Genomic DNA, 19,587 nt, shown 5'->3' with positions numbered 1-19,587 from the left:
CGGTACGCGGCCGACGCGGGTGGCGGCGGCGCGGTACGGGCCCGGGAGCGGGCCGTACCGGATGAGAGCGCGTCGCCCCGGGTTCATTACGCGAGAACGGGAAACTTTTTCGGCGCGCCCCTCCTACGGCGGCCCCGAGCCGTTGAGCCAGCTCGCTCCGTACACCGCCGAACCGAGCGCGAGAGCCGCGACGACGGGCACCGAACGCGCGGCGCGCACCCGTGACAGCGCGAGCGCCACCGGGAGCAGCAGCGGGAAGGCGGGCAGCAGCAGACGCGGCTTGGAGCCGAAGTAGCCCGACGAGCACAGCGCGAGCGCCAGCACGACACCGGTGTAGACGAGCAGCGCAAGCGGCTGGCGCCCGCGCACACACGCCACGTACGCCCACAGCGCGAGCGCCGTGCCCGCGATCAGACCGAGCCCGGCGAGCACGACGGGCCAGCCGCCCAGGTGCGCCACGATGAACTTCCCGTACGCCAGACCGCCGTCGAAGCCGTTGCCCCACTCCGCCTGCACGTCCAGATAGGCCAGGAGGCGGCCCCGGCGCAGCCCCACCCACAGGATGTAACCGGCCGCGCCGAGCGGGGCGATCACCATCCCGGCGAGCATCCGCGCGCCGACGCGGCGGGTGCGCCACGCCTCGACGACGGCGCCCGCCCACAGCGCGGCGGCCACCGCGAGCCCCACCGGCCGGGTGAGTCCCGCCAGCGACGCGAGCAGCCCCGCCACCACCCAGCGCCCGCGCGCGACCGCGTACAGGGACCAGGCGGCGAGCGCCACGAACAGGGCCTCGCTGTACGCCATCGACTGGACGATCCCGACCGGCACCGCCGCCCACAGCGTCACCAGGAAGAGCCCCGCCCGGTGGCCGTAGAAGTGGTGGCCCATCAGATACATGCCCCAGGCGGCCATGGGCCCCGCGATCCCGCTGACCAGCAGGCCCGCGTCGCCGGGACCCAGCGGGCTCACCGCGCCGACAGCCCGCTCGAGCCAGGGGAGCAGCGGGAAGAACGCCTGGTCGGACAGGACCCGCCCGTCCGGCGCGGTCAGCGTGAAGTCGTAGCCGCAGGCCGCGACCCGCGCGTACCAGAGCGAGTCCCAGCGCGCGGACAGCAGCTCATGGGCGTCCTCGCCGTTGACGCGTGACCACAGGCCGAGCACGAGCAGGCCGAGCGCGCGGACCGCCGCGAAGGCCGCGACCGCCGTCCACGCCCGCCGCAGCGCCGGCTCCGTCACCGGGGGACCGTCCACCGGGCTGTCATGACCGGTCCGGCCAGGCCCCACGCGCATTGCTCACTCACTTTCCTGACCGGCGGCGCCGGGGGCACCAGTTCGATGCGCCACGACTGTACGCAACCGTGGGGCGCGGTCGCGCTGCGGCGGACCCGGGCGTCGCGCGTCGCCCGTACGCGGGCTTCCTGCACGGCTTCCTCCAACGGGCCGCGCGTTCTTGGTTAGGGTCCTCCTGGGACAAGCGGAAGCGCGCGGTCTGGCCCGGTGCGGCCGCCGTACCGCGGCGGAGATCAACTGTGCTGGATCGGAACGGAGTTGGGGACATGGCGACGGTTCCTCCTGACAACGACGGGAGCGCGGCCCGGGAGGGGTACTACCCGGATCCCTCCATCCCGGGATATGTCCGGTACTGGAACGGGGTCTCCTGGGTGCCCGGCACGAGCCGGCCCGCGCCCGCCGCCGGTGAGGCGCCGCCCTCCCCGCCGCCGGGCGCCCAGCCCGCCCCTGCGCCCTCGCTCGCCGCGGTGCCGCCGGTCACGGCCGCCCCCGCCGCCGAGGAGACAGGCCCGGTCTTCCTGGACGAGCCCGAGCCCTCGGCCGCCGCACCCGGGCAGGCCGGGCCGCAGCCCGCCTGGCACGCGGACGCCGCCCACCAGTCCGGTTTCGGCGGCGACCAGGACCGCCGGGTCTCCTGGGGCCTGCCGGCCGAAACACCCGACCCGCGCCTGCCCGACCCGTGCCTTCCTGATCCGCGCCTTCCTGATTCGCGTCTGCCCGACCCCCGGCGCTCCGGAACCCCCGGACGCGCGGTCCCGGAGCAGCCGCGCCCCGGGCACGGGTCGAACCCCGGGCACGGGTCGAACCCGGCGCACGCGGCGAACCCCGGGCATGCGGCGAACCCCGGGCACGGGTCGAACCCCGCGCACGCGGCGAACCCCGGACACCCCGCGCCGTCGTCGGACCCTGGGCCGTCCGGGCCGACGGGTGCCCCGGCCGGTGCGCGGCCCGGCGGCTCGGTGCCGCACCAGCACCAGCACCCGCAGCCGCATCAACAGCCGCACCAGCAGCACGCCCCCCAGCCCATCCCGTCCGGCCCGTCCGGACCGTTCGCCGCGCTCGCGGGGCCCGTGCAGCCCGCCGCCGTCGAACCCGCACCCGCGCGGGCCCAACTCCCGCGCCCCGCCGACCCGTTGCCGGCCGCGCAGTCCGGCCCCGCGCAGTCCGGCCCCGCGCAGCCCGGACCCGTACAGCAACAGCTGCCGGCCGTCGCCGTGCCCGGGTCGCCGATGGCGGCCGGGGCCGGGGGAGGGGCCGCGTCCTGGGCGCAGCAGGTGCACCAGCTCGCGCAGCCCGACCCCCGGGCAAGCGAGCCCGTCGCGCCGTGGAAGCCGCCCGTCGCCGACCCCTTCCTCGCGGCCGCGCAGGCGCAGGCGGCGGCCCGGCCCGCCGGGCTCGGCAGGCGCCTCGCCGCGCGGCTCATCGACACGGTGGTGCTCGGCGTCGTGGCGGGCGGCCTCGCCCTGCCGCTGCTCACCCGGGTCGGCGACCACATCCAGGAGAAGATCGACGCGGCCAAGCTGTCGGGCCGTACGGTCACCGTCTACCTCCTGGACGCCACGACGGCGAGTCTCCTCGGCATCGTGCTGGGCGCGTTCCTCGTCCTGGGGCTGCTGTACGAGGCGCTGCCCACCGCCAAGTGGGGCCGCACCCTCGGCAAGCGGATCTGCGGGGTGGAGGTGCGCGGCATCGAGTCGTTCGAGCAGCCCACGTTCGGCCAGGCGGCGCGGCGCTGGGTGGTCTACGGGGTGCTGGGACTGCTCGTGGTCGGCGCGGTCAACGTGGTGTGGTGCCTCTTCGACCGTCCGTGGCGCCAGTGCTGGCACGACAAGGTGGCCCATACGTTCGTCGCCCAGGGACAGGGATAGCCCGGGCGCCGCCCCTTCCCCGGAACGCCCTTCCCCGGAACGGCCCGCCCCCCGAACGGCCCGCCCCGGTCGCGGGGCTCTCGCGCGCGCGGTGCACTACCGGCATGAGCACCGATCAGCCGCCGCCCGGTCAGCCGCCCGAGGACGACCCGTTCCGCAAGAAGCCGTCCGAGCCTCCGCCGAGCGGTTCGCCCTACGGCGGCACGCAGCCGCCGCCCGCTGATCCGCCCCGCGGCCCGGGCCCGTCCGGCGGCCAGGGCCCCTACGGAAGCCCGCCCCCACCGGGCGGAGGCGGCCCTTACGGCGGTGGCCCCTACGGCGGTGGTCCCTACGGCGGGCCGCCCCCCGGCGGCGGCTCGCCCTACGACAGCGCGCCGCCACCGCCGTCGGACCCGTACGGCGGCCAGTACGGCGGTGTGGACCCGCTGGCCGGCATGCCGCCGCTCGCCGACTTCGGCAGGCGGTTCCTGGCCCGGGTCATCGACTTCCTGATCATCGCGGTGCCGCTCAACCTGATCGAATGGGCGACAAGCAATCGCGTGGTGATCTCCACGGACAACGGTGACTCCGGCACCGAAGTGATCAGCAAGACGTACTCCGGCACGGGTCTGCTGTGGCTGCTGATCTCGCTCGCCGCCTACATCGGTTACGACACCCTGATGGTCTCGAAGACCGGGCAGACCCTCGGCAAGAAGTGGCTGGGGCTGCGGGTGGCGATGCTCAACGACGGCAGGGTGCCCACCATCAACGCCGCGCTCGCCCGGGCCGCCGTGCTGTGGGCGCCGTTCGTGCTGTGCTGCTACTGCCTGTGGGACCTCGTCCTGATCATCACGATCGTCGCGGACAAGCCCTATCGGCAGGGCTGGCACGACAAGGCGGCCAAGACGGTGGTGGTGGTCTCAACTCCGCAGTGAGTGCGCACGGGCGGCGGTGCGCTGCCCTCGGGGGGAGGGGACGCCCTCCCGGTGCCGTACGGGCCCGGGACGAGGCGTCGTCGCGGAAGTCTCCTGGACGGCCGCACGGTCGACCGGCGCTGTACTGGCCGGCGCCGTGCGGCCGTTCGCGCGTGCGCGCCGGGGCAGCGGCATGGGGACCGTCACGGCGACGAGCAGTCCGAGCAGCAGCGCGGCGAGCACGATGACCGCGACTCCGACGCCCGACTCGGTGCGCGAGAGCAGCAGCATGGCGACGGTCGAGAAGACGACGGTGGCCGAACCGTAGGAGAGCTGTGCGGCAGTGGGACGCGGCATGGCGTTATCCGTCCTCATGGTTCGGATAGGGGGTGAGCCTCAAGACCGTTCTTCGACCGGCGGCCCCGGGCCACCGGATCGCACTGCCTAGCGACTCTACGACGGTCCATGCCCGAGCGGAACTGTTGGTAAGCATGACCTAACCCACAGTGCCGGTGCACGGGGGGCGCATGGAGTCATTCCGGGATGCGCCCCGGTCCGGATGGCGAGACGCGTGCACCTGTTGTCCCGGTCTGTTAGCACACCTGTCACGTTCGGATAGCGGAACGTGCCTTCTACATAATGTACTTGGCACGAACAAGTCAAGATCTGTCTTTTCTTTGGTAACTCCGGTCCAATGTCGTCACTTGAGACGCGTGTCGTGCACCGGAACCAGCTCCTCACCCCCGGGTTCCTGCCGGCCGCGGGGGAGGAAATCGTCAAGTGACCAGCAGCAGGAGGGCGGCAAGAGCCGCCGCCGTGCTCGTGGCCATAGCCACGGTCGGCGCAACGGGGTCGGCATTCGCCACGGCCCAGGCCGACTCGAAGGCTCCGGCGGCCGTACAGCGCCAGGACCCGTCGAGGGCCAGCGGCCAGGAGCACAACCTCAAGGGCCCGTTCAGTGACCAGCAGGCGCAGCAGCGCCAGGCGGCGCTAGAGCAGGTCATCTCCGGCAAGAAGCAGGTGGAGAAGCGCGGCGGCTCCGACGTCGTGAAGCTCAGCGACAAGAAGTACGTCGAGCTCGGCCGCGAGAAGACCGACAAGATCTTCACGATCCTGGTGGAGTTCGGCGACAAGGTCGACAACACCACCATGTACGACCCGGACGGTCCCGACGGTCCCAAGCCGCCGCAGCCCAAGTACGGGGGCACCCCCGGCCCGGCGCACAACCAGATAGCCCAGCCTGACCGGGCCAAGGACAACTCCACGGCCTGGCAGGCGGATTACAACCAGAAGCACTACCAGGACCTGTACTTCGGTACGGGCAAGAACGTCAACTCGCTCAAGACGTACTACGAGAAGACGTCATCGGGCCGCTACTCGGTCGACGGCCAGGTCACCGACTGGGTCAAGATCCCGTACAACGAGGCCCGTTACGGCTCCAACTACTGCGGCCAGACCAACTGCGCCAACGTCTGGGACACCGTCCGCGACGGCGTCAACGCCTGGGTCGCCGACCAGAAGGCCAAGGGCCAGACGGACGCGCAGATCAAGGCCACCCTGGGGCAGTACGACCAGTGGGACCGCAACGACTACAACAACAACGGCAACTTCAACGAGCCCGACGGCTACATCGACCACTTCCAGATCGTGCACGCCGGCGAGGACGAGTCGGCGGGCGGCGGCGCCCAGGGCACCAACGCCCTGTGGGCGCACCGCTGGTACGCCTACGGCACCGACGCGGGCAAGACCGGCCCCTCCTACAACAAGGCCGGCGGCACCCAGATCGGCGACACCGGGATGTGGGTCGGCGACTACACGATGCAGCCGGAGAACGGCGGTCTCGGTGTCTTCGCGCACGAGTACGGCCACGACCTCGGTCTGCCGGACCTCTACGACACCACCAACACCGCCGAGAACTCGGTCGGTTTCTGGTCCCTGATGTCGGCGGGCTCCTGGCTCGGCACCGGCAAGGACTCCATCGGAAACCTGCCCGGCGACATGACCGCGTGGGACAAGCTCCAGCTGGGCTGGCTCGACTACGCCTCGGTGAAGGCGGGTTCGAAGGTCACCGCCAAGCTGGGCGTCTCGGAGTACAACACCAAGGACAACCAGGCGCTCGTCGTCGAGTTGCCCAAGAAGGAAGTCACCACCACCGTCGTCAAGCCCGTCGAGGGCACCAAGCAGTGGTGGAGCGGGATGGGTGACAACCTCAACAACACCCTGACCCGTTCGGTCGACCTGACCGGCAAGTCCAAGGCGTCCCTGGACCTTTCGGGCTGGTGGGACATCGAGAAGGACTACGACTTCCTCTACACCGAGGTCTCCACGGACAACGGCGCCAGCTGGAACGCGATCGACGGCACCGCCGACGGCAAGGCCATCACGCGCGACTCCAGCGACAAGCCGGCCCTGACCGACGCGTCGGGCGCGTACAAGAAGCTGTCGTACCCGCTCGACCAGTTCGCCGGCAAGAACATCCAGCTCCGCTTCCGCTACCAGACGGACGGCGGCGCGGGCGGCAAGGGCTTCACCGCCGACGCGATCACCGTCACCGCCGACGGCACCGCCGTGGTCACCGACGGCGCCGAGGGCGGCGACAACGGCTGGGCGGCGAAGAACTTCACCCGCATCGGGCAGTCCTTCACCAACGACTACCCGCAGTACTACCTCGCGGAGAACCGCCAGTACGTCTCGTACGACACGACCCTCAAGGTCGGCCCGTACAACTTCGGCTTCTCCAAAACCCGGCCGAGCTGGGTCGAGCACTACCCGTACCAGAAGGGTCTGCTCATCTGGCTCTGGGACACCTCCCAGAAGGACAACAACGTCTCGGCCCACCCCGGCCAGGGCCTGATCCTGCCGATCGACGCGCACGCCAAGCCGCTCAAGTGGGCCGACGGCACGATGATCCGCAACAAGATCCAGCCGTTCGACGCGCCGTTCAGCCAGTACCGGACGGACGCCTTCACGCTGCACAACGCGGACGTGGCGACCAAGATCAAGTCGCAGGCGGGCGTGCCTGTCTTCGACGACCACCAGGGCACGTACTGGTACGCCGAGAACCCGACCGGAAGCGTCAAGGTTCCTGACACCAGGACGCGGATCTCGATCGTCGACCAGCCGCGGAGCGGCCAGACGATCACGGTGAAGGTCGGCACCTCACCCAAGTAATCAGCAAAACAGCAGGTCAAATCATGATCGGCCGTCGCCCTCTAGCGGGCGGCGGCCGATCGTGTTTAGGTGCGTTCTACGAGTCCTTATTGACAGCGGGTCCAACGCGTCGTCCCGCAGGGGGAGTGGTCCGGCATGCCCGGCGGAGGATATTGCAAGTTGCCAGGGGGCAGCGTGGTCGTCGCGCTGACCCTGCCGAACCCGGCGGCGCCGGGCAGTGACGTGCGCGTCCTGGTGCACGCCGTCAACCGGGCGCGGGCCCTGACCAGGCTCCGCAACCTCGGCCTGCGGGCGGTGTACCTGCGCGGCCAGACCGAGCCGCCCACCCTGGACGAGATCACGGCCGTCCTGCACCATCCGGACGGCCTGCTGTGGCGCACGGCCCCGGAGACCACCGAGGAGCTGTGGCACCCGATACGGGCGCTCCTGCGATAGCGCCGCGCGCCCCGGACCCCGGCTAGACCACGGGTTTGCCCGACAGGTCCACGCCTGCCGCCCGCATCTCCTCCAGGGCCGCCGACGTGGTGCCCGGGGCCACCCCCGCCGTCAGGTCGAGCAGGACATGGGTGACGAACCCGGCGCGCACCGCGTCGAGCGCGGTGGCCCGCACGCAGTGGTCGGTGGCGATGCCCACCACGTCGACCTCGCCCACCTGCCGCTCGCGCAGCCAGTCCGCCAGCGAGAGACCGTTCTCGTCAAGCCCCTCGAAGCCGCTGTACGCGGCGGCGTAGGCGCCCTTGTCGAAGACCGCGTCGATGGCCCCGCAGGCGACGGCGGGGGCGAAATTGGGGTGGAAGCCCACGCCCTCGGTCCCGGCGACGCAGTGCACCGGCCAGGAGTGCTCGAAGTCGGGCGTGTCCGAGAAGTGCGCGCCCGGGTCGATGTGGTGGTCGCGGGTGGCCACCACGTGGCGGTAGGCGGATCCGGCCGCCTCGCCCACGAGCTCGGTGATCGCTGCGGCGACGTCCGAGCCGCCCGCGACCGCGAGGGAGCCGCCCTCACAGAAGTCGTTCTGGACGTCCACGACGATCAAAGCGCGGTGCATGTCGGCTGTCCTTCGGTCTGCGGGCCCGGGTGGGGGAGGGCTGTGCTTCGAGCGTAGAGACTTCGATCCGCGTGCGGCAGGGGGCAAACGGGGGCGGAAAACCCGCCGGGCGGCCCGGCCGCACGCCGAGGCCGCGCCCGGGGCCCGGCTCAGACGTCCTCAGATGTCCTCAGACGTCCTCAGACGTACTCGGTCGGGATGACCGGTTCGCCGCGCGAGAGCTGGCTCGCGGACATCGGCAGCGCGGCCAGCGCCTCGATGTGCCGCGCGCGGGCGGCGTCCAACGGTTCGCGGGCCACGACCGTGCCGCCCTTGACCAGCTCGACCAGGAGCTGACGCTCACCGAGCGCGGCCGGCACCGCCCCGGTGCCCACGACCTCGGCCTCGGCGATCCCGTACGCGTCCGGGCGGCGCGCGGCCCACTTGCGGCCGCCCAGCGAGGACTTCGCGCCGAGCGACTTCTTGGCGACCGGGACCAGCGGGGCCCTGGGGTCGGCGGACTGGGCGCGGGCGACCAGTTTGTAGACCATCGAGCACGTCGGGTGCCCCGAGCCGGTGACCAGCTGGGTGCCCACCCCGTAGGCGTCCACGGGGGCCGCGGCCAGCGAGGCGATGGCGTACTCGTCGAGGTCGGAGGTGACCACGATCCTGGTGGCGGTGGCGCCGAGCTCGTCCAGCTGCTGGCGCACCCGGTGGGCGACCAGGAGCAGGTCGCCGGAGTCGATGCGGACCGCGCCGAGCTCGGGCCCGGCGATCTCGACGGCGGCGCGGACCGCCTCGGCGACGTCGTAGGTGTCCACCAGCAACGTGGTGCCCCGGCCCAGCGAGTCGACCTGGGCCCGGAAGGCGTCCCGCTCGCTGTCGTGCAGCAGCGTGAAGGCGTGGGCGCTGGTGCCGACGGTGGGGATGCCGTAGCGGAAGCCGGCCGCGAGGTCGGATGTGGTGCTGAAACCGCCGACGTAGGCGGCGCGAGCGGAGGCGACGGCGGACAGCTCGTGGGTGCGGCGCGCGCCCATCTCGATCAGGGGGCGCCCGCCGGCCGCCGACGACATCCGGGAGGCGGCGGCGGCGATCGCGGAGTCGTGGTTGAGGATCGAGAGGATCACCGTCTCCAGGAGCACGCACTCGGCGAAGGAGCCCTCGACGCGCAGGATCGGTGAGCCGGGGAAGTAGACCTCGCCCTCGGGGTAGCCCCAGATGTCGCCGCTGAAGCGGTAGGCGGAGAGCCAGCGCAAGGTGGGCTCGTCCACGATGTTCCGCTCGCGCAGGAAGCCGAGGACGCCCGCGTCGAAGCGGAAGTTCTCCACCGCGTCCAGGACGCGCCCGGTGCCGCCCACCACGCCGTAGCGGCGGCCCTCGGGCAGGCGGCGGGTGAAGACCTCGAAGACCGAGCGCCGCTCGGCCGTGCCGGCCTTCAGGGCGGCCTGGAGCATCGTGAACTCGTACTGATCGGTGAAGAGCGCGGTCGACGGCACGTCCACCGGCAGACCGAGGTCCGCAGCATTCACAGCGAGCTACCTCGCACTTTCGTCCGGGCCGGGCGCACGCCGGCCGGGGGTCGCTGGATCGCCCCGTGCGGGGCATGCCGGGATGCTACCCCGAATACTCGTCACTCTGACGATTTCCAGGGGCCCGTTTGTGCGATGAGCCGCCCCGGGTGGCAGCATGGAGGCCGTGGCCGTTTCGGCTGCGCCGACCGGGGGCCCTCCGGAAACGGCGCAACCCTCGGCAGGCTGTTGTTCCCCGGGGCCGGCCCCCGGCCCCGGCAGAAGAGACAAGGTCGCCCCAAGTCGTGAGCGTTGCCCCGGTAGAGATCGAACGTCCCGAGTCGGCGGAGTCGGACCTTCCCGTCGCCGAGCCCGACGTGCCCTGGGTGACGCTCGTCCACAACGACCCCGTCAATCTCATGAGTTACGTGCAGTACGTCTTCCAGTCCTACTTCGGCTACTCCAAGGACAAGGCCCACCAGCTGATGCTCGACGTGCACCACAAGGGACGGGCCGTGGTCTCCAGCGGCAGCCGCGAGGAGATGGAACGCGACGTGCAGGCCATGCACGGCTACGGCCTGTGGGCCACGCTCACCCAGGACCGCGGCTGATGGCCGGGGCCGTGAGCGGCTTCGAGGCGCTGCCGCGCGGTGGCGCCGCCGCCGCGTTCGACGAGGTCGAGATCGCCATCCTGCGCTCCCTCGCCGTCCAGCTGCTCGAACTCATCGGACCCGGCGACCAGGCCGCCGAGGAGGAGGACCCGCTGGCCGCCCTCTTCGCCGAGGGCCCCAGCGAGCCGCCCACCGACCCGGCGCTCGCCCGCCTCTTCCCCGAGGCGTACGCGAGCGAGGAGAGCGAGGAACTGCGCGCCAAGTCGGCCGAGTTCAGGCGCTTCACCGAGAACGACCTGCGGGCCCGCAAGCGCGCCGACGCCCTCGCGGTCGTCCGCGGCCTCGACGAGCTGAGCCCCCGGGGCGACGGCGGCGCCGTCCTGAAGCTGACCGCCGACGACGCGCGGCACTGGCTCGGCGCCCTCAACGACCTGCGTCTGACCATCGCCACCCGCCTGGACATCACCGACGAGGACGAGAGCGGCGAGCTCTACCGGCTGCCGGACGACGACCCGCGCAAGCCGATGGTGATGGCCTATCTGTGGCTGGGTGTGCTGCAAGAAACACTCATCGACACGCTCATGCCCTGAGCGATCGACCGGAAAATGACCGTTCGCTCAGCGGACGCTCAAATCCGTATAACGATCCCATCACCACATCGACCTGCTTTGTCATATTGAATGCGGTTTGTCCGCTTCTTCCTGTGATCCCCGCCACAAAGCCCGCTGGGGATCACCCATAAGCCCGTGATAAATCTTCACGACCACCCGGGGACGCCACCCATGTTCCCGGGGGCGCTTCGACCGGCTGACCGCCGGCGGCACTCCATCCACATCCGGGGGGATCAGGACCTGATCCGTCGCTTCGTGACCGAGGCGGACGGGTCAGCATGGAGAAAGGCGCACCACCATGACCTCAGCGCAGGTCGACCAGCACGGAGACCGTCCTGCCGGCAATGAGGCCGCGGGGACCGACAGCGTCAACGAACCGGGCGAAGTCGCGGGCGAGGGTTACCAGCGGGGCCTCGGGGCCCGGCAGATCCAGATGATCGCGATCGGCGGTGCCATCGGCACCGGCCTCTTCCTCGGCGCGGGCAAGGCCATCTCCAAGGCCGGACCCAGCCTCATCCTGGCGTACGCCATCGCCGGCCTCGTCATCTTCTTCATCATGCGCGCCCTCGGCGAGCTGCTCATGTACCGGCCCGTCTCGGGCTCCTTCTCGGAGTACGCCCGCGAGTTCATCGGCCCGTTCTGGGGCTATGTGACCGGCTGGACGTACTGGCTCTTCTGGGTCGTCACCGGCATCACCGAAGTGACCGCGGCCGCCCAGTACATGTCCTTCTGGACCCACGGCAGCATCCCGCAATGGGCGTACGCCCTGATCTTCACGCTCATCCTGTACGCCGTGAACCTCATCTCCGTGAAGCTCTTCGGCGAGCTGGAGTTCTGGTTCTCCATGGTCAAGGTCACCGCCATCGTCGGCATGATCCTGATCTGCGCCGGCATCCTGACCGTGGGCTTCTCCGACGCCGCGGACACCGCCACCGTCGCCAACCTCTGGAACGACCACGGCTTCTTCCCCAAGGGCATCGGCGGCACGCTGATGACGCTCCAGATCGTGATGTTCGCCTTCCTCGCCGTCGAGCTGGTCGGCGTGACCGCGGGCGAGTCCAAGGACCCCGAGAAGACGCTGCCCAAGGCCATCAACACCGTGCCGTGGCGCATCGCCGTCTTCTACATCGGCGCCCTGATCATGATCCTCTCGGTCGTCCCGTGGCACGAGTTCCAGCCCGGCGTGAGCCCCTTCGTCGCCGCGTTCCAGAAGATGGGCCTCGGCGTCGGCGCGGGCATCGTCAACTTCGTCGTGCTGACCGCCGCGCTCTCCTCCTGCAACTCGGGCATGTACTCCACCGGCCGCATGCTGCGCGACCTCGCGCTCAACGGCCAGGGCCCCAAGGTCTTCACCAAGCTCACCAGGAGCGGCACCCCGCTGGTGGGCACCTCGGTCTCCGCCGGGCTCATGCTGGTCGGTGTCTGGATCAACTACGTCGCGCCCGGCAAGGCCTTCGACTACGTCGTCTCCTTCGCCACCATCTCCGGCATGTGGGCCTGGATCATGATCCTGGTCTGCCAGATCCGCTACCGCGCCAAGTCCGACCGCGGCGAACTGCCACAGTCCACCTTCCGCGCCCCCGGAGCCCCGTGGACCAGCTGGTTCGCGCTGCTCTTCATCGGCATGGTCATCGTCATGATGGGCATCGACAAGGACTCCCGCGTCTCGCTGTACTGCGCGCCGCTGTGGGCCCTGATCCTGGGCGTCTCCTACCTGGTCCTCAAGGCCAAGAACCCGGAGAACAAGGCGTTCGCCAAGCGCGACTGAGCCGCTGACCGGCACGTTCTCACCATGTGGGCCGCCGCGTATCGACACTCGATACGCGGCGGCCCCTTTGCTTATCCTTGCCGACATGCTGACCCTCACCCAGGCCCTCTACGACCAGCTCGTCGCGCACGCCCGCGCCGACCACCCCGACGAGGCGTGCGGTGTGGTCGCGGGCCCGGCCGGCACCGGCCGCCCCGAGCGCTTCATCCCCATGCTGAACGCGGCCCGCTCGCCCACGTTCTACGAGTTCGACTCGCAGGACCTCCTCAAGCTCTACCGCGAGATGGACGACCGCGACGAGGAGCCGGTGATCGTCTACCACTCCCACACCGCGACCGAGGCCTACCCCTCGCGCACCGACGTGTCCTACGCCAACGAGCCCGGCGCGCACTACGTCCTGGTGTCCACGGCGGACACGGACGGCGCGGGCGAGTTCCAGTTCCGCTCGTACCGGATCGTGGACGGTGTGATCACGGAGGAAGACGTCAAGGTCGTCGAGGCCTACTGAGTCGTACCCGGGCGCCGTGACGGATGGCGCGTACCGATCGAAATTCGCGCATACTGTCCGTACGAAATTTCGATCATCGGGCGGCAGGACCCAGGAAGCCGGTGCGAATCCGGCACGGTCCCGCCACTGTGACCGGCCCCGGGGGACCCCCTCGGAGCCGGAAGCCAGGAACTGACCTGCCGCCTTCTCCCATCGACAGGGGACGTGGAAATCCCCTTGGAGGAGCGCAGTCATGCTCTGGCGCCGCGCGGCACTCGCCGCCGCCCTGCTGTTCCCGCTCGCCGCGTGCACGACGCGGCCGCAGCCCGAGGCCACGGGCGCTACGGCCTCCGGCTTCCCGTACACCGTCACCAACTGCGGCGTGCGCACCACCTTCACCGCGCCCCCGAAACGGGCCGTGACGATGAACCAGCACGCCACCGAGGTGATGCTGGAGCTCGGCCTCGCCAAGTCCCTTGCCGGGACGGCCTACTTGGACGACAAGGTGCTGCCGAAGTACGAGGCGTCCTACCGCTCGGTCCCGGTCCTGGCCGCCGAGTACCCCTCCTACGAAAAGCTCCTGGCCGCCGACCCCGACTACGTCTACGGCGGTTACGCCTCGGCCTTCGCCGCGGGCGAGGGCCGAAGCCGCGAAGCCCTCGCCAAGAGCGGCATCAAGACCCGCCTCAACGTGGAGAACTGCCCCCGCGCCGGCGCGACCACGATGGACGACGTGTATGAGGAGGTCACCGAGGTCGGCCGCACCTTCGGGGTGCCCGAGCGGGCCCAGGCGTGGATACGGTCGGCCCAGGAGGCCAACGAGCGTACGCGGACGGCGCTTTCGGGCCGGGAGCCGGTGCCGGTGTTCGTCTACGACAGCGGCGACAAGACGGCGTTCACGGCCGGCGGCAAGGGCATCGGCAACGACATCGTGACGCGGGCGGGCGGACGCAACATCTTCGCGGACGACCTGAAGACGGCCTCCTTCGGCGACGCGAGCTGGGAGGACGTGGTGGCCCGCGCGCCGGAAACCATCCTCATCCTGGACTACGGCGGCACGAGCGTGGAGGCCAAGAAGAAGCGCCTGCGCGACGACCCGGCGCTCGCCTCGGTGCCCGCCGTCAAGAACAACAGCTTCGCGGTCCTCGCGCTGTCCGACATGGTGACGGGCGTACGGGCCCCGGACGCGGTGGCCAAGCTGGCCGCGCAGCTCGGGGCGGGAGCATGAGGGGGCGCCACCGCGCGGGCCCGCCGCCCCGTCCGGCCGGTCGAGAAGGAGGCCGCCGATGACCCCCCGCCGGCGCTACCTCGCGCTGCTCGGCGGCCTCACCATCGTGCTCCTGGCCGGCGCCACCGCCGGGCTCGCGCTCGGATCGGTACGGATACCGGCGGGGGAGGTGTGGGCCATCGTCACCGGCGCCGCCGAACCCGGCCCCCACCGCACCATCGTGCTGGAGGTCAGAGCCCCCCGGGTCGTGCTCGGCGCGGTCACCGGCGCCGGTCTCGCCGTCATCGGCACCACCCTCCAGGCCCTCGTGCGCAATCCGCTCGCCGACCCCTTCCTGCTGGGCGTCTCCAGCGGAGCCTCCGCCGGGGCCGTCGCCGTGATCGTCCTCGGGGCCGGCGCCGGGGTGGCCACCACCGTCGCCCTGCCCGCCGCCGCCTTCGCCGGAGCGCTCGCCGCCCTCGTCCTCGTCTACGCGCTCGCCCGGCGCGCCGGCTCCCTGGCGGGCGGGCGCCTGGTGCTGGCCGGGGTCGCCGTCTCCTACGTCCTGTCCGCGCTCACCAGCCTGATCCTGGTCACATCGGCCAGCGCCGAACACGTGACGGAAGTCCTGCACTGGACGCTCGGCGGACTCGGCGGCGCCCGCTGGGACATGCTCGCCCTGCCCGCGCTCGCCCTCGCCGCCGGCACCCTGCTCCTGATCGCCCTGGCCCGCCCGCTGGACCTGCTGCTCGTCGGCGAGGAGGGCGCCACCGTGCTCGGCCTCGACACCGGGCGCTTCCGCGCGGCCGCCTTCGTGCTGGCATCGCTGCTCACCGGCGTCCTCGTCGCGTACACCGGGTCGATCGGCTTCGTCGGCCTGATGGTGCCGCACGCCGCCCGCATGGCCGTCGGCGCCGCCCACCGCACCCTGCTGCCCGTCGCGGCCCTGGGCGGCGCCGCCTTCCTCGTCCTGGCCGACCTGGCGGCCCGCACGGTCGCCGCGCCCCAGGACATCCCCGTCGGCGTCCTCACCGCGCTCACCGGTGGCCCGTTCTTCCTGTGGATGCTGCGCGGACACGGCGCCCGCGCGGAAGGCGGCCCCGCATGACCACGCTGCGCGCCGAATCGCTCTCGTACACCACCCCCCAGGGCCGCGTCCTGCTGCACGACATCACCCTGCACGCCGCCGACGGCGAGACCGTCGGCCTGGTCGGGCCCAACGGCAGCGGCAAGACCACGCTGCTGCGCTGCGTCTACGCCACCCTGCGCCCCACCTCGGGCCGCGTCCTGCTCGACGGCGCCGACCTGCACGCCCTGCCGGCCAGGGCCCGCGCCCGCCGTGTCGCGACCGTCCCGCAGGACGCCGACGCCGGCGGCATCGAACTGAGCGTGCGCGAGATCGTCGCCATGGGCCGCTCCCCGCACCACCGCTTCTGGGAGGCCGACACCGCCGCCGACGACGCCCTCGTACGCGACGCGCTGGCCCGCGTCGGCATCGCGGACCTGGCCGCCCGCCCCTTCCCGTCCCTGTCCGGCGGCGAACGCCAGCGCGCCCTGGTCGCCCGCGCCCTCGTACAGCAGCCGGACGTCGTCGTCCTGGACGAGCCGACCAACCACCTCGACATCCGCTACCAGCTCGAAGTGCTCTCCCTGGTAAGGGAGTTGGGCACGGTCAATCTGCTCGCCCTGCACGATCTGAATCTGGCCGCGCAGTACTGCGACCGCCTCTGCGTCCTGGCGGACGGCCGGATCGTCGCGGCGGGAGCGCCCGCGGACGTGCTGACTCCGGATCTGCTGCGCGAGGTGTACGGGGTCGAAGCCGACATCGGCGTACACCCCACCACCGGGGCGCCCACCGTCGTCTACCTGCCGCCCACCAGGAGGGTGACCACATCCTGAGCGGGATGGGTCCAGGATGCGAGATCACATTCCGGGAAGCGGACCGGGAATCTATACGATGACCCCATGGTTTCGAACGACGTGAGCGACAAGACGCCGAGCAGCGGCCCCGCCCTGCTGCTCGTGGCGCGGCTGCACGTCGACCTGTGCCGTCTCGCCAGCGCGATCTGTACGGCCCGCGCAGCCGCCGTCTGACGCCGCGCGCCCCGCACCAACGCACCACCGCACGCCCCCGGGCGTGCGGCGCGCGGACCCGAGCCCGAGCCGCGCCCACGCCTCACATCTTCCGATCAGGAGCCCACGCCATGGCCATCGAGGTCCGCATCCCGACCATCCTCCGCACCTACACCGACGGCGCCAAGGCCGTCGAGGGCAGCGGCGCCACCCTCGCCGAGCTGCTGGGCGACCTCGAAACCCGGCACACCGGCATCCGCGAGCGCATCGTGGACGGCGACAAACTGCGCCGCTTCGTGAACGTGTACCTCAACGACGAGGACGTCCGCTTCCTCGACGGCATCGACACCAAGCTGTCCGACGGCGACAACGTCACGATCCTGCCCGCAGTCGCGGGCGGCCGCGTCTGACATGCGCTACGACTCCCCGCTCGCCGCGGTCGGCAACACCCCGCTGGTCCGCCTGCCCCGGCTCTCCCCCTCGGCGGACGTACGGATCTGGGCCAAGCTGGAGGACCGCAACCCGACCGGCTCCATCAAGGACCGGCCGGCCCTCCACATGGTCGAACAGGCCGAGAAGGACGGCCGGTTGACACCCGGCTGCACCATTCTCGAACCCACCAGCGGCAACACGGGCATCTCGCTGGCGATGGCGGCCAGGCTCAAGGGCTACCGCATCGTGTGCGTCATGCCGGAGAACACCTCCCAGGAGCGCCGCGACCTGCTCACGATGTGGGGCGCCGAGATCGTGTCGTCCCCGGCGGCCGGCGGCTCCAACACGGCCGTACGGGTCGCCAAGGAGCTGGCCGCCGAGAATCCGTCCTGGGTGATGCTCTACCAGTACGGAAACCCGGACAACGCGGGCGCCCACTACGCCACCACCGGCCCCGAGATCCTGGCAGACCTGCCCTCCATCACGCACTTCGTGGCGGGCCTCGGCACCACCGGAACGCTGATGGGCGTCGGCCGCTACCTGCGCGAGAACGTCCCCGGCATCCAGATCGTCGCAGCCGAACCCCGCTACGACGACCTGGTCTACGGGCTGCGCAACCTCGACGAGGGCTTCGTGCCCGAGCTGTACGACGCCTCGGTCCTCACCACCCGCTTCTCGGTCGGCTCGGCCGACGCGGTCACCCGCACCCGCGAACTCCTCAAGGAGGAGGGCATCTTCGCGGGCGTCTCCACCGGCGCCGCCCTGCACGCGGCGATCGGCGTCGGCAAGAAGGCCGTCAAGGCGGGCACCCCCGCCGACATCGCCTTCGTCGTCGCCGACGGCGGCTGGAAGTACCTGTCGACCGGCGTCTACACCGCGCCGACCACCGAGGCGGCCATCGAGACCCTGCACGGCCAGCTCTGGGCGTGAGCGCCCCCGGGGCGGGGACCGGGCTACGCGCCACGAGCGGGCCCGGCCCCTTACGTCACGCGGGCCGGGTCTCCGTCACCTCGCCAGGTGACGGACCTGGTCCCACAGGGTGGGGTCCACGACGCCCACCCGGCGCCGGAACGCCGACACCCCGACCTCGCGCAGCTCGTCGGTCTCCAGAAAACTGGGCCGGCCGTGCGCGTCGGCCACCGTGCCCGGCGGCAGCGGAATGACCCCCGCGCGCTCGTCGTGGTACTTGCTGGTGATCTTCGCGACGGTCACCGTCCCGCCCCGCACCCGCAGCACCAGACACGGACGGTCCTTGCCGCCCGGAACATCCTCATAGGGCACCTCGGCCCACCAGATCTCCGCCGCCTTCGGCGCCTGCCGCGCCCGCTCGGCACCCGAGGGCCGCGCCCGCTCATCGCGCCGCCCGCGCGGCCGCGTCCCCCGCGCACGCCCCGGCGCCGCCCGCGGCCGCGAGCGCCCACCGGGCCCCCGCCGCGTCCGCCCGCGCCCGTCCACGACGGCCGCCACCAGCGCGAGCGCCACCACGGCGCCGAGCGCCAGCCACCACGACGTGTCCATACCGCAGACGTTACCGGCGCACCATTCCCGGCGCGCCCCCCGGGACCACCCCTCCCAGCGGCACGATCGAACCCCTGTTCCACCCCCGGGCCGCCCCGGCCCCACGGCCGCACACCTGCGCCCCTGGCCGTACGGGGGAAGAGTGGACTTGGCGGTGACTTCCCCCACAACGGCCCGCCGCGAAGGAGCGGGCGGCCCTGGCGCGCCTTACGCTCGACGCACCGCAAGCCGTTACCCGCGGTCTCCCCGCCGGCCCCGCGCCCCGCCCCGCAACGACGGGCTTCGCCCATCCCCTGCTGTCCGGAGGTTCACGCTCCATGAAGCTCACCGTCGTCGGCTGCTCCGGGTCGTTCCCGTCCGCGGAATCGGCCTGCTCCAGCTACCTCCTCGAGGCAGACGGCTTCCGGCTGCTCCTCGACCTGGGCAACGGGGCCCTCGGTGAGCTACAGCGCCACATCGGTCTGTACGACCTCGACGCGATCTTCCTCTCGCATCTGCACGCCGACCACTGCATCGACATGTGCGGCTACTTCGTCGCCCGCTACTACCGCCACGACGGCGGGCGCTGCGCCCCCATGCCGGTGTACGCGCCCGAAGGTGCCGAACAGCGCCTGACCACCGCCTACGCGGACACGCCCTCCGCCTCCGCGATGAGCGAGGTCTTCGACTTCCACACCCTGAAGCCGGGCACGTTCGACGTCGGCCCCTTCTCGGTGCGCACCGAACGCGTCTGCCACCCCGTCGAGGCGTACGCCGTCCGCGTCGAGCACGGCGGCCGCGCCCTGACGTACTCCGGCGACACCGGCCCGTGCGCCGCCCTGGACGAACTGGCCGCGGGCGCGGACCTGTTCCTGTGCGAGGCGTCCTTCACGTACGGCAAGGAGGACATCCCCGGACTGCACCTCAACGGCCGCGAGGCCGGCGAGCACGCGGCGCGCGCCGGGGCCGGGCGCCTGGTCCTCACGCACATCCCGCCGTGGACGGACGGCGAGATCGCCCTCGCGGACGCCCGCGCCGTCTACGCGGGCCCCACGACGCTGGCCGCGCCGGGCGCGGTGTACGAGGTCTGACCCCGCGCGGCCCCGCACGCGAAGGGTCCCGGAACCAGGTGGTTCCGGGACCCTTG

At 71.6% G+C, this 19,587-nt stretch carries 20 protein-coding genes and 1 riboswitch; of the genes, 15 read left to right on the top strand and 5 right to left on the bottom strand.

Features of this window, described 5'->3' with window-relative positions:
- Positions 1 to 123: 123 nt before the first annotated feature.
- Positions 124 to 1,290: a putative hexosyltransferase gene (locus tag ABR738_RS15960; protein ID WP_502964091.1), complete on the bottom strand. Its 1,167-nt coding sequence runs from the start codon at positions 1,288 to 1,290 to the stop codon at positions 124 to 126.
- A gap of 266 nt (positions 1,291 to 1,556) precedes the next feature.
- Between ABR738_RS15960 and ABR738_RS15955 the strand changes: the two genes are divergently transcribed.
- Together ABR738_RS15955 and ABR738_RS15950 are read left to right on the top strand one after the other, a co-directional pair.
- The gene (locus ABR738_RS15955) at positions 1,557 to 3,158 is read left to right on the top strand and encodes an RDD family protein (RefSeq protein ID WP_350230646.1); all 1,602 of its coding nucleotides are present in this window, start codon (positions 1,557 to 1,559) and stop codon (positions 3,156 to 3,158) included.
- 104 nt (positions 3,159 to 3,262) lie between these two features.
- Positions 3,263 to 4,072, top strand: coding sequence for an RDD family protein (locus ABR738_RS15950; RefSeq protein ID WP_350230645.1), 810 nt, complete (start codon positions 3,263 to 3,265; stop codon positions 4,070 to 4,072).
- On the opposite strand, the gene ABR738_RS15945 is transcribed toward ABR738_RS15950, so the two are convergent.
- Positions 4,058 to 4,408: a hypothetical protein gene (locus tag ABR738_RS15945; RefSeq protein ID WP_350230644.1), complete on the bottom strand. Its 351-nt coding sequence runs from the start codon at positions 4,406 to 4,408 to the stop codon at positions 4,058 to 4,060. The two genes, ABR738_RS15950 and ABR738_RS15945, sit on opposite strands and share 15 nt — an antisense overlap.
- Before the next feature lie 423 nt (positions 4,409 to 4,831).
- Here ABR738_RS15945 and ABR738_RS15940 point away from each other — a divergent pair, with 423 nt between their 5' ends.
- Together ABR738_RS15940 and ABR738_RS15935 are read left to right on the top strand one after the other, a co-directional pair.
- Complete coding sequence (locus ABR738_RS15940) at positions 4,832 to 7,222, top strand: immune inhibitor A domain-containing protein (protein WP_350230643.1); 2,391 nt, start codon at positions 4,832 to 4,834, stop codon at positions 7,220 to 7,222.
- Between the two features lie 135 nt (positions 7,223 to 7,357).
- A complete protein-coding gene (locus ABR738_RS15935) occupies positions 7,358 to 7,657 on the top strand; it encodes a hypothetical protein (RefSeq protein ID WP_120723159.1) in 300 nt (99 codons plus the stop codon).
- Positions 7,658 to 7,679: 22 nt separating this feature from the next.
- Here the strand turns inward: ABR738_RS15935 and ABR738_RS15930 are convergent, their stop codons facing one another.
- Both ABR738_RS15930 and ABR738_RS15925 read right to left on the bottom strand, forming a co-directional pair.
- Positions 7,680 to 8,267, bottom strand: coding sequence for an isochorismatase family protein (locus ABR738_RS15930; RefSeq protein WP_350230642.1), 588 nt, complete (start codon positions 8,265 to 8,267; stop codon positions 7,680 to 7,682).
- A 179-nt stretch (positions 8,268 to 8,446) separates the two neighbouring features.
- A complete protein-coding gene (locus ABR738_RS15925) occupies positions 8,447 to 9,775 on the bottom strand; it encodes a nicotinate phosphoribosyltransferase (RefSeq protein WP_350230641.1) in 1,329 nt (442 codons plus the stop codon).
- 284 nt (positions 9,776 to 10,059) lie between these two features.
- On the opposite strand from ABR738_RS15925, the gene clpS reads away from it, so the two are divergent.
- The 10 genes from clpS (at position 10,060) to ABR738_RS15875 (ending at position 17,873) form a co-directional block, all read left to right on the top strand.
- Positions 10,060 to 10,365 carry an ATP-dependent Clp protease adapter ClpS gene (gene clpS, locus ABR738_RS15920; protein WP_350230640.1) on the top strand — a complete coding sequence of 102 codons (306 nt, stop codon included), beginning with the start codon at positions 10,060 to 10,062 and terminating at the stop codon, positions 10,363 to 10,365.
- Complete coding sequence (locus ABR738_RS15915) at positions 10,365 to 10,955, top strand: DUF2017 domain-containing protein (RefSeq protein WP_350230639.1); 591 nt, start codon at positions 10,365 to 10,367, stop codon at positions 10,953 to 10,955. Before clpS ends, ABR738_RS15915 begins: the two co-directional genes overlap by 1 nt.
- A gap of 319 nt (positions 10,956 to 11,274) precedes the next feature.
- Positions 11,275 to 12,744, top strand: coding sequence for an amino acid permease (locus ABR738_RS15910; RefSeq protein ID WP_350230638.1), 1,470 nt, complete (start codon positions 11,275 to 11,277; stop codon positions 12,742 to 12,744).
- Between the two features lie 85 nt (positions 12,745 to 12,829).
- Complete coding sequence (locus ABR738_RS15905) at positions 12,830 to 13,252, top strand: M67 family metallopeptidase (RefSeq protein WP_350230637.1); 423 nt, start codon at positions 12,830 to 12,832, stop codon at positions 13,250 to 13,252.
- Positions 13,253 to 13,320: 68 nt separating this feature from the next.
- Positions 13,321 to 13,446, top strand: a riboswitch (cobalamin riboswitch).
- Positions 13,447 to 13,484: 38 nt separating this feature from the next.
- A complete protein-coding gene (locus ABR738_RS15900; RefSeq protein ID WP_350230636.1) occupies positions 13,485 to 14,459 on the top strand; it encodes an ABC transporter substrate-binding protein in 975 nt (324 codons plus the stop codon).
- A 58-nt stretch (positions 14,460 to 14,517) separates the two neighbouring features.
- On the top strand, positions 14,518 to 15,546 hold the full coding sequence (locus ABR738_RS15895) for a FecCD family ABC transporter permease (RefSeq protein ID WP_350230635.1): 1,029 nt from the start codon (positions 14,518 to 14,520) through the stop codon (positions 15,544 to 15,546).
- Positions 15,543 to 16,337, top strand: a complete 795-nt coding sequence (locus tag ABR738_RS15890; protein WP_350230634.1) for an ABC transporter ATP-binding protein — start codon at positions 15,543 to 15,545, stop codon at positions 16,335 to 16,337. Before ABR738_RS15895 ends, ABR738_RS15890 begins: the two co-directional genes overlap by 4 nt.
- A gap of 66 nt (positions 16,338 to 16,403) precedes the next feature.
- Entirely contained in the window at positions 16,404 to 16,532 is a 129-nt protein-coding gene (locus ABR738_RS15885; RefSeq protein WP_264198279.1) for a putative leader peptide, read from the top strand.
- A 110-nt stretch (positions 16,533 to 16,642) separates the two neighbouring features.
- Positions 16,643 to 16,921, top strand: coding sequence for a MoaD/ThiS family protein (locus ABR738_RS15880; protein ID WP_350230633.1), 279 nt, complete (start codon positions 16,643 to 16,645; stop codon positions 16,919 to 16,921).
- Between the two features lies 1 nt (position 16,922).
- Positions 16,923 to 17,873, top strand: coding sequence for a PLP-dependent cysteine synthase family protein (locus ABR738_RS15875; protein WP_350230632.1), 951 nt, complete (start codon positions 16,923 to 16,925; stop codon positions 17,871 to 17,873).
- A gap of 75 nt (positions 17,874 to 17,948) precedes the next feature.
- Here the strand turns inward: ABR738_RS15875 and ABR738_RS15870 are convergent, their stop codons facing one another.
- Positions 17,949 to 18,461 carry a type II toxin-antitoxin system PemK/MazF family toxin gene (locus ABR738_RS15870; protein WP_350230631.1) on the bottom strand — a complete coding sequence of 171 codons (513 nt, stop codon included), beginning with the start codon at positions 18,459 to 18,461 and terminating at the stop codon, positions 17,949 to 17,951.
- Positions 18,462 to 18,778: 317 nt separating this feature from the next.
- Between ABR738_RS15870 and ABR738_RS15865 the strand changes: the two genes are divergently transcribed.
- The gene (locus ABR738_RS15865) at positions 18,779 to 19,531 is read left to right on the top strand and encodes an MBL fold metallo-hydrolase (RefSeq protein ID WP_350230630.1); all 753 of its coding nucleotides are present in this window, start codon (positions 18,779 to 18,781) and stop codon (positions 19,529 to 19,531) included.
- Positions 19,532 to 19,587: the final 56 nt, after the last annotated feature.

The organism is Streptomyces sp. Edi4, from assembly GCF_040253615.1.
GTDB lineage: Bacteria > Actinomycetota > Actinomycetes > Streptomycetales > Streptomycetaceae > Streptomyces.
The sequence above is the reverse complement of the archived record's forward strand: the minus strand, read 5'-3'. Positions and strand labels throughout refer to the sequence as shown.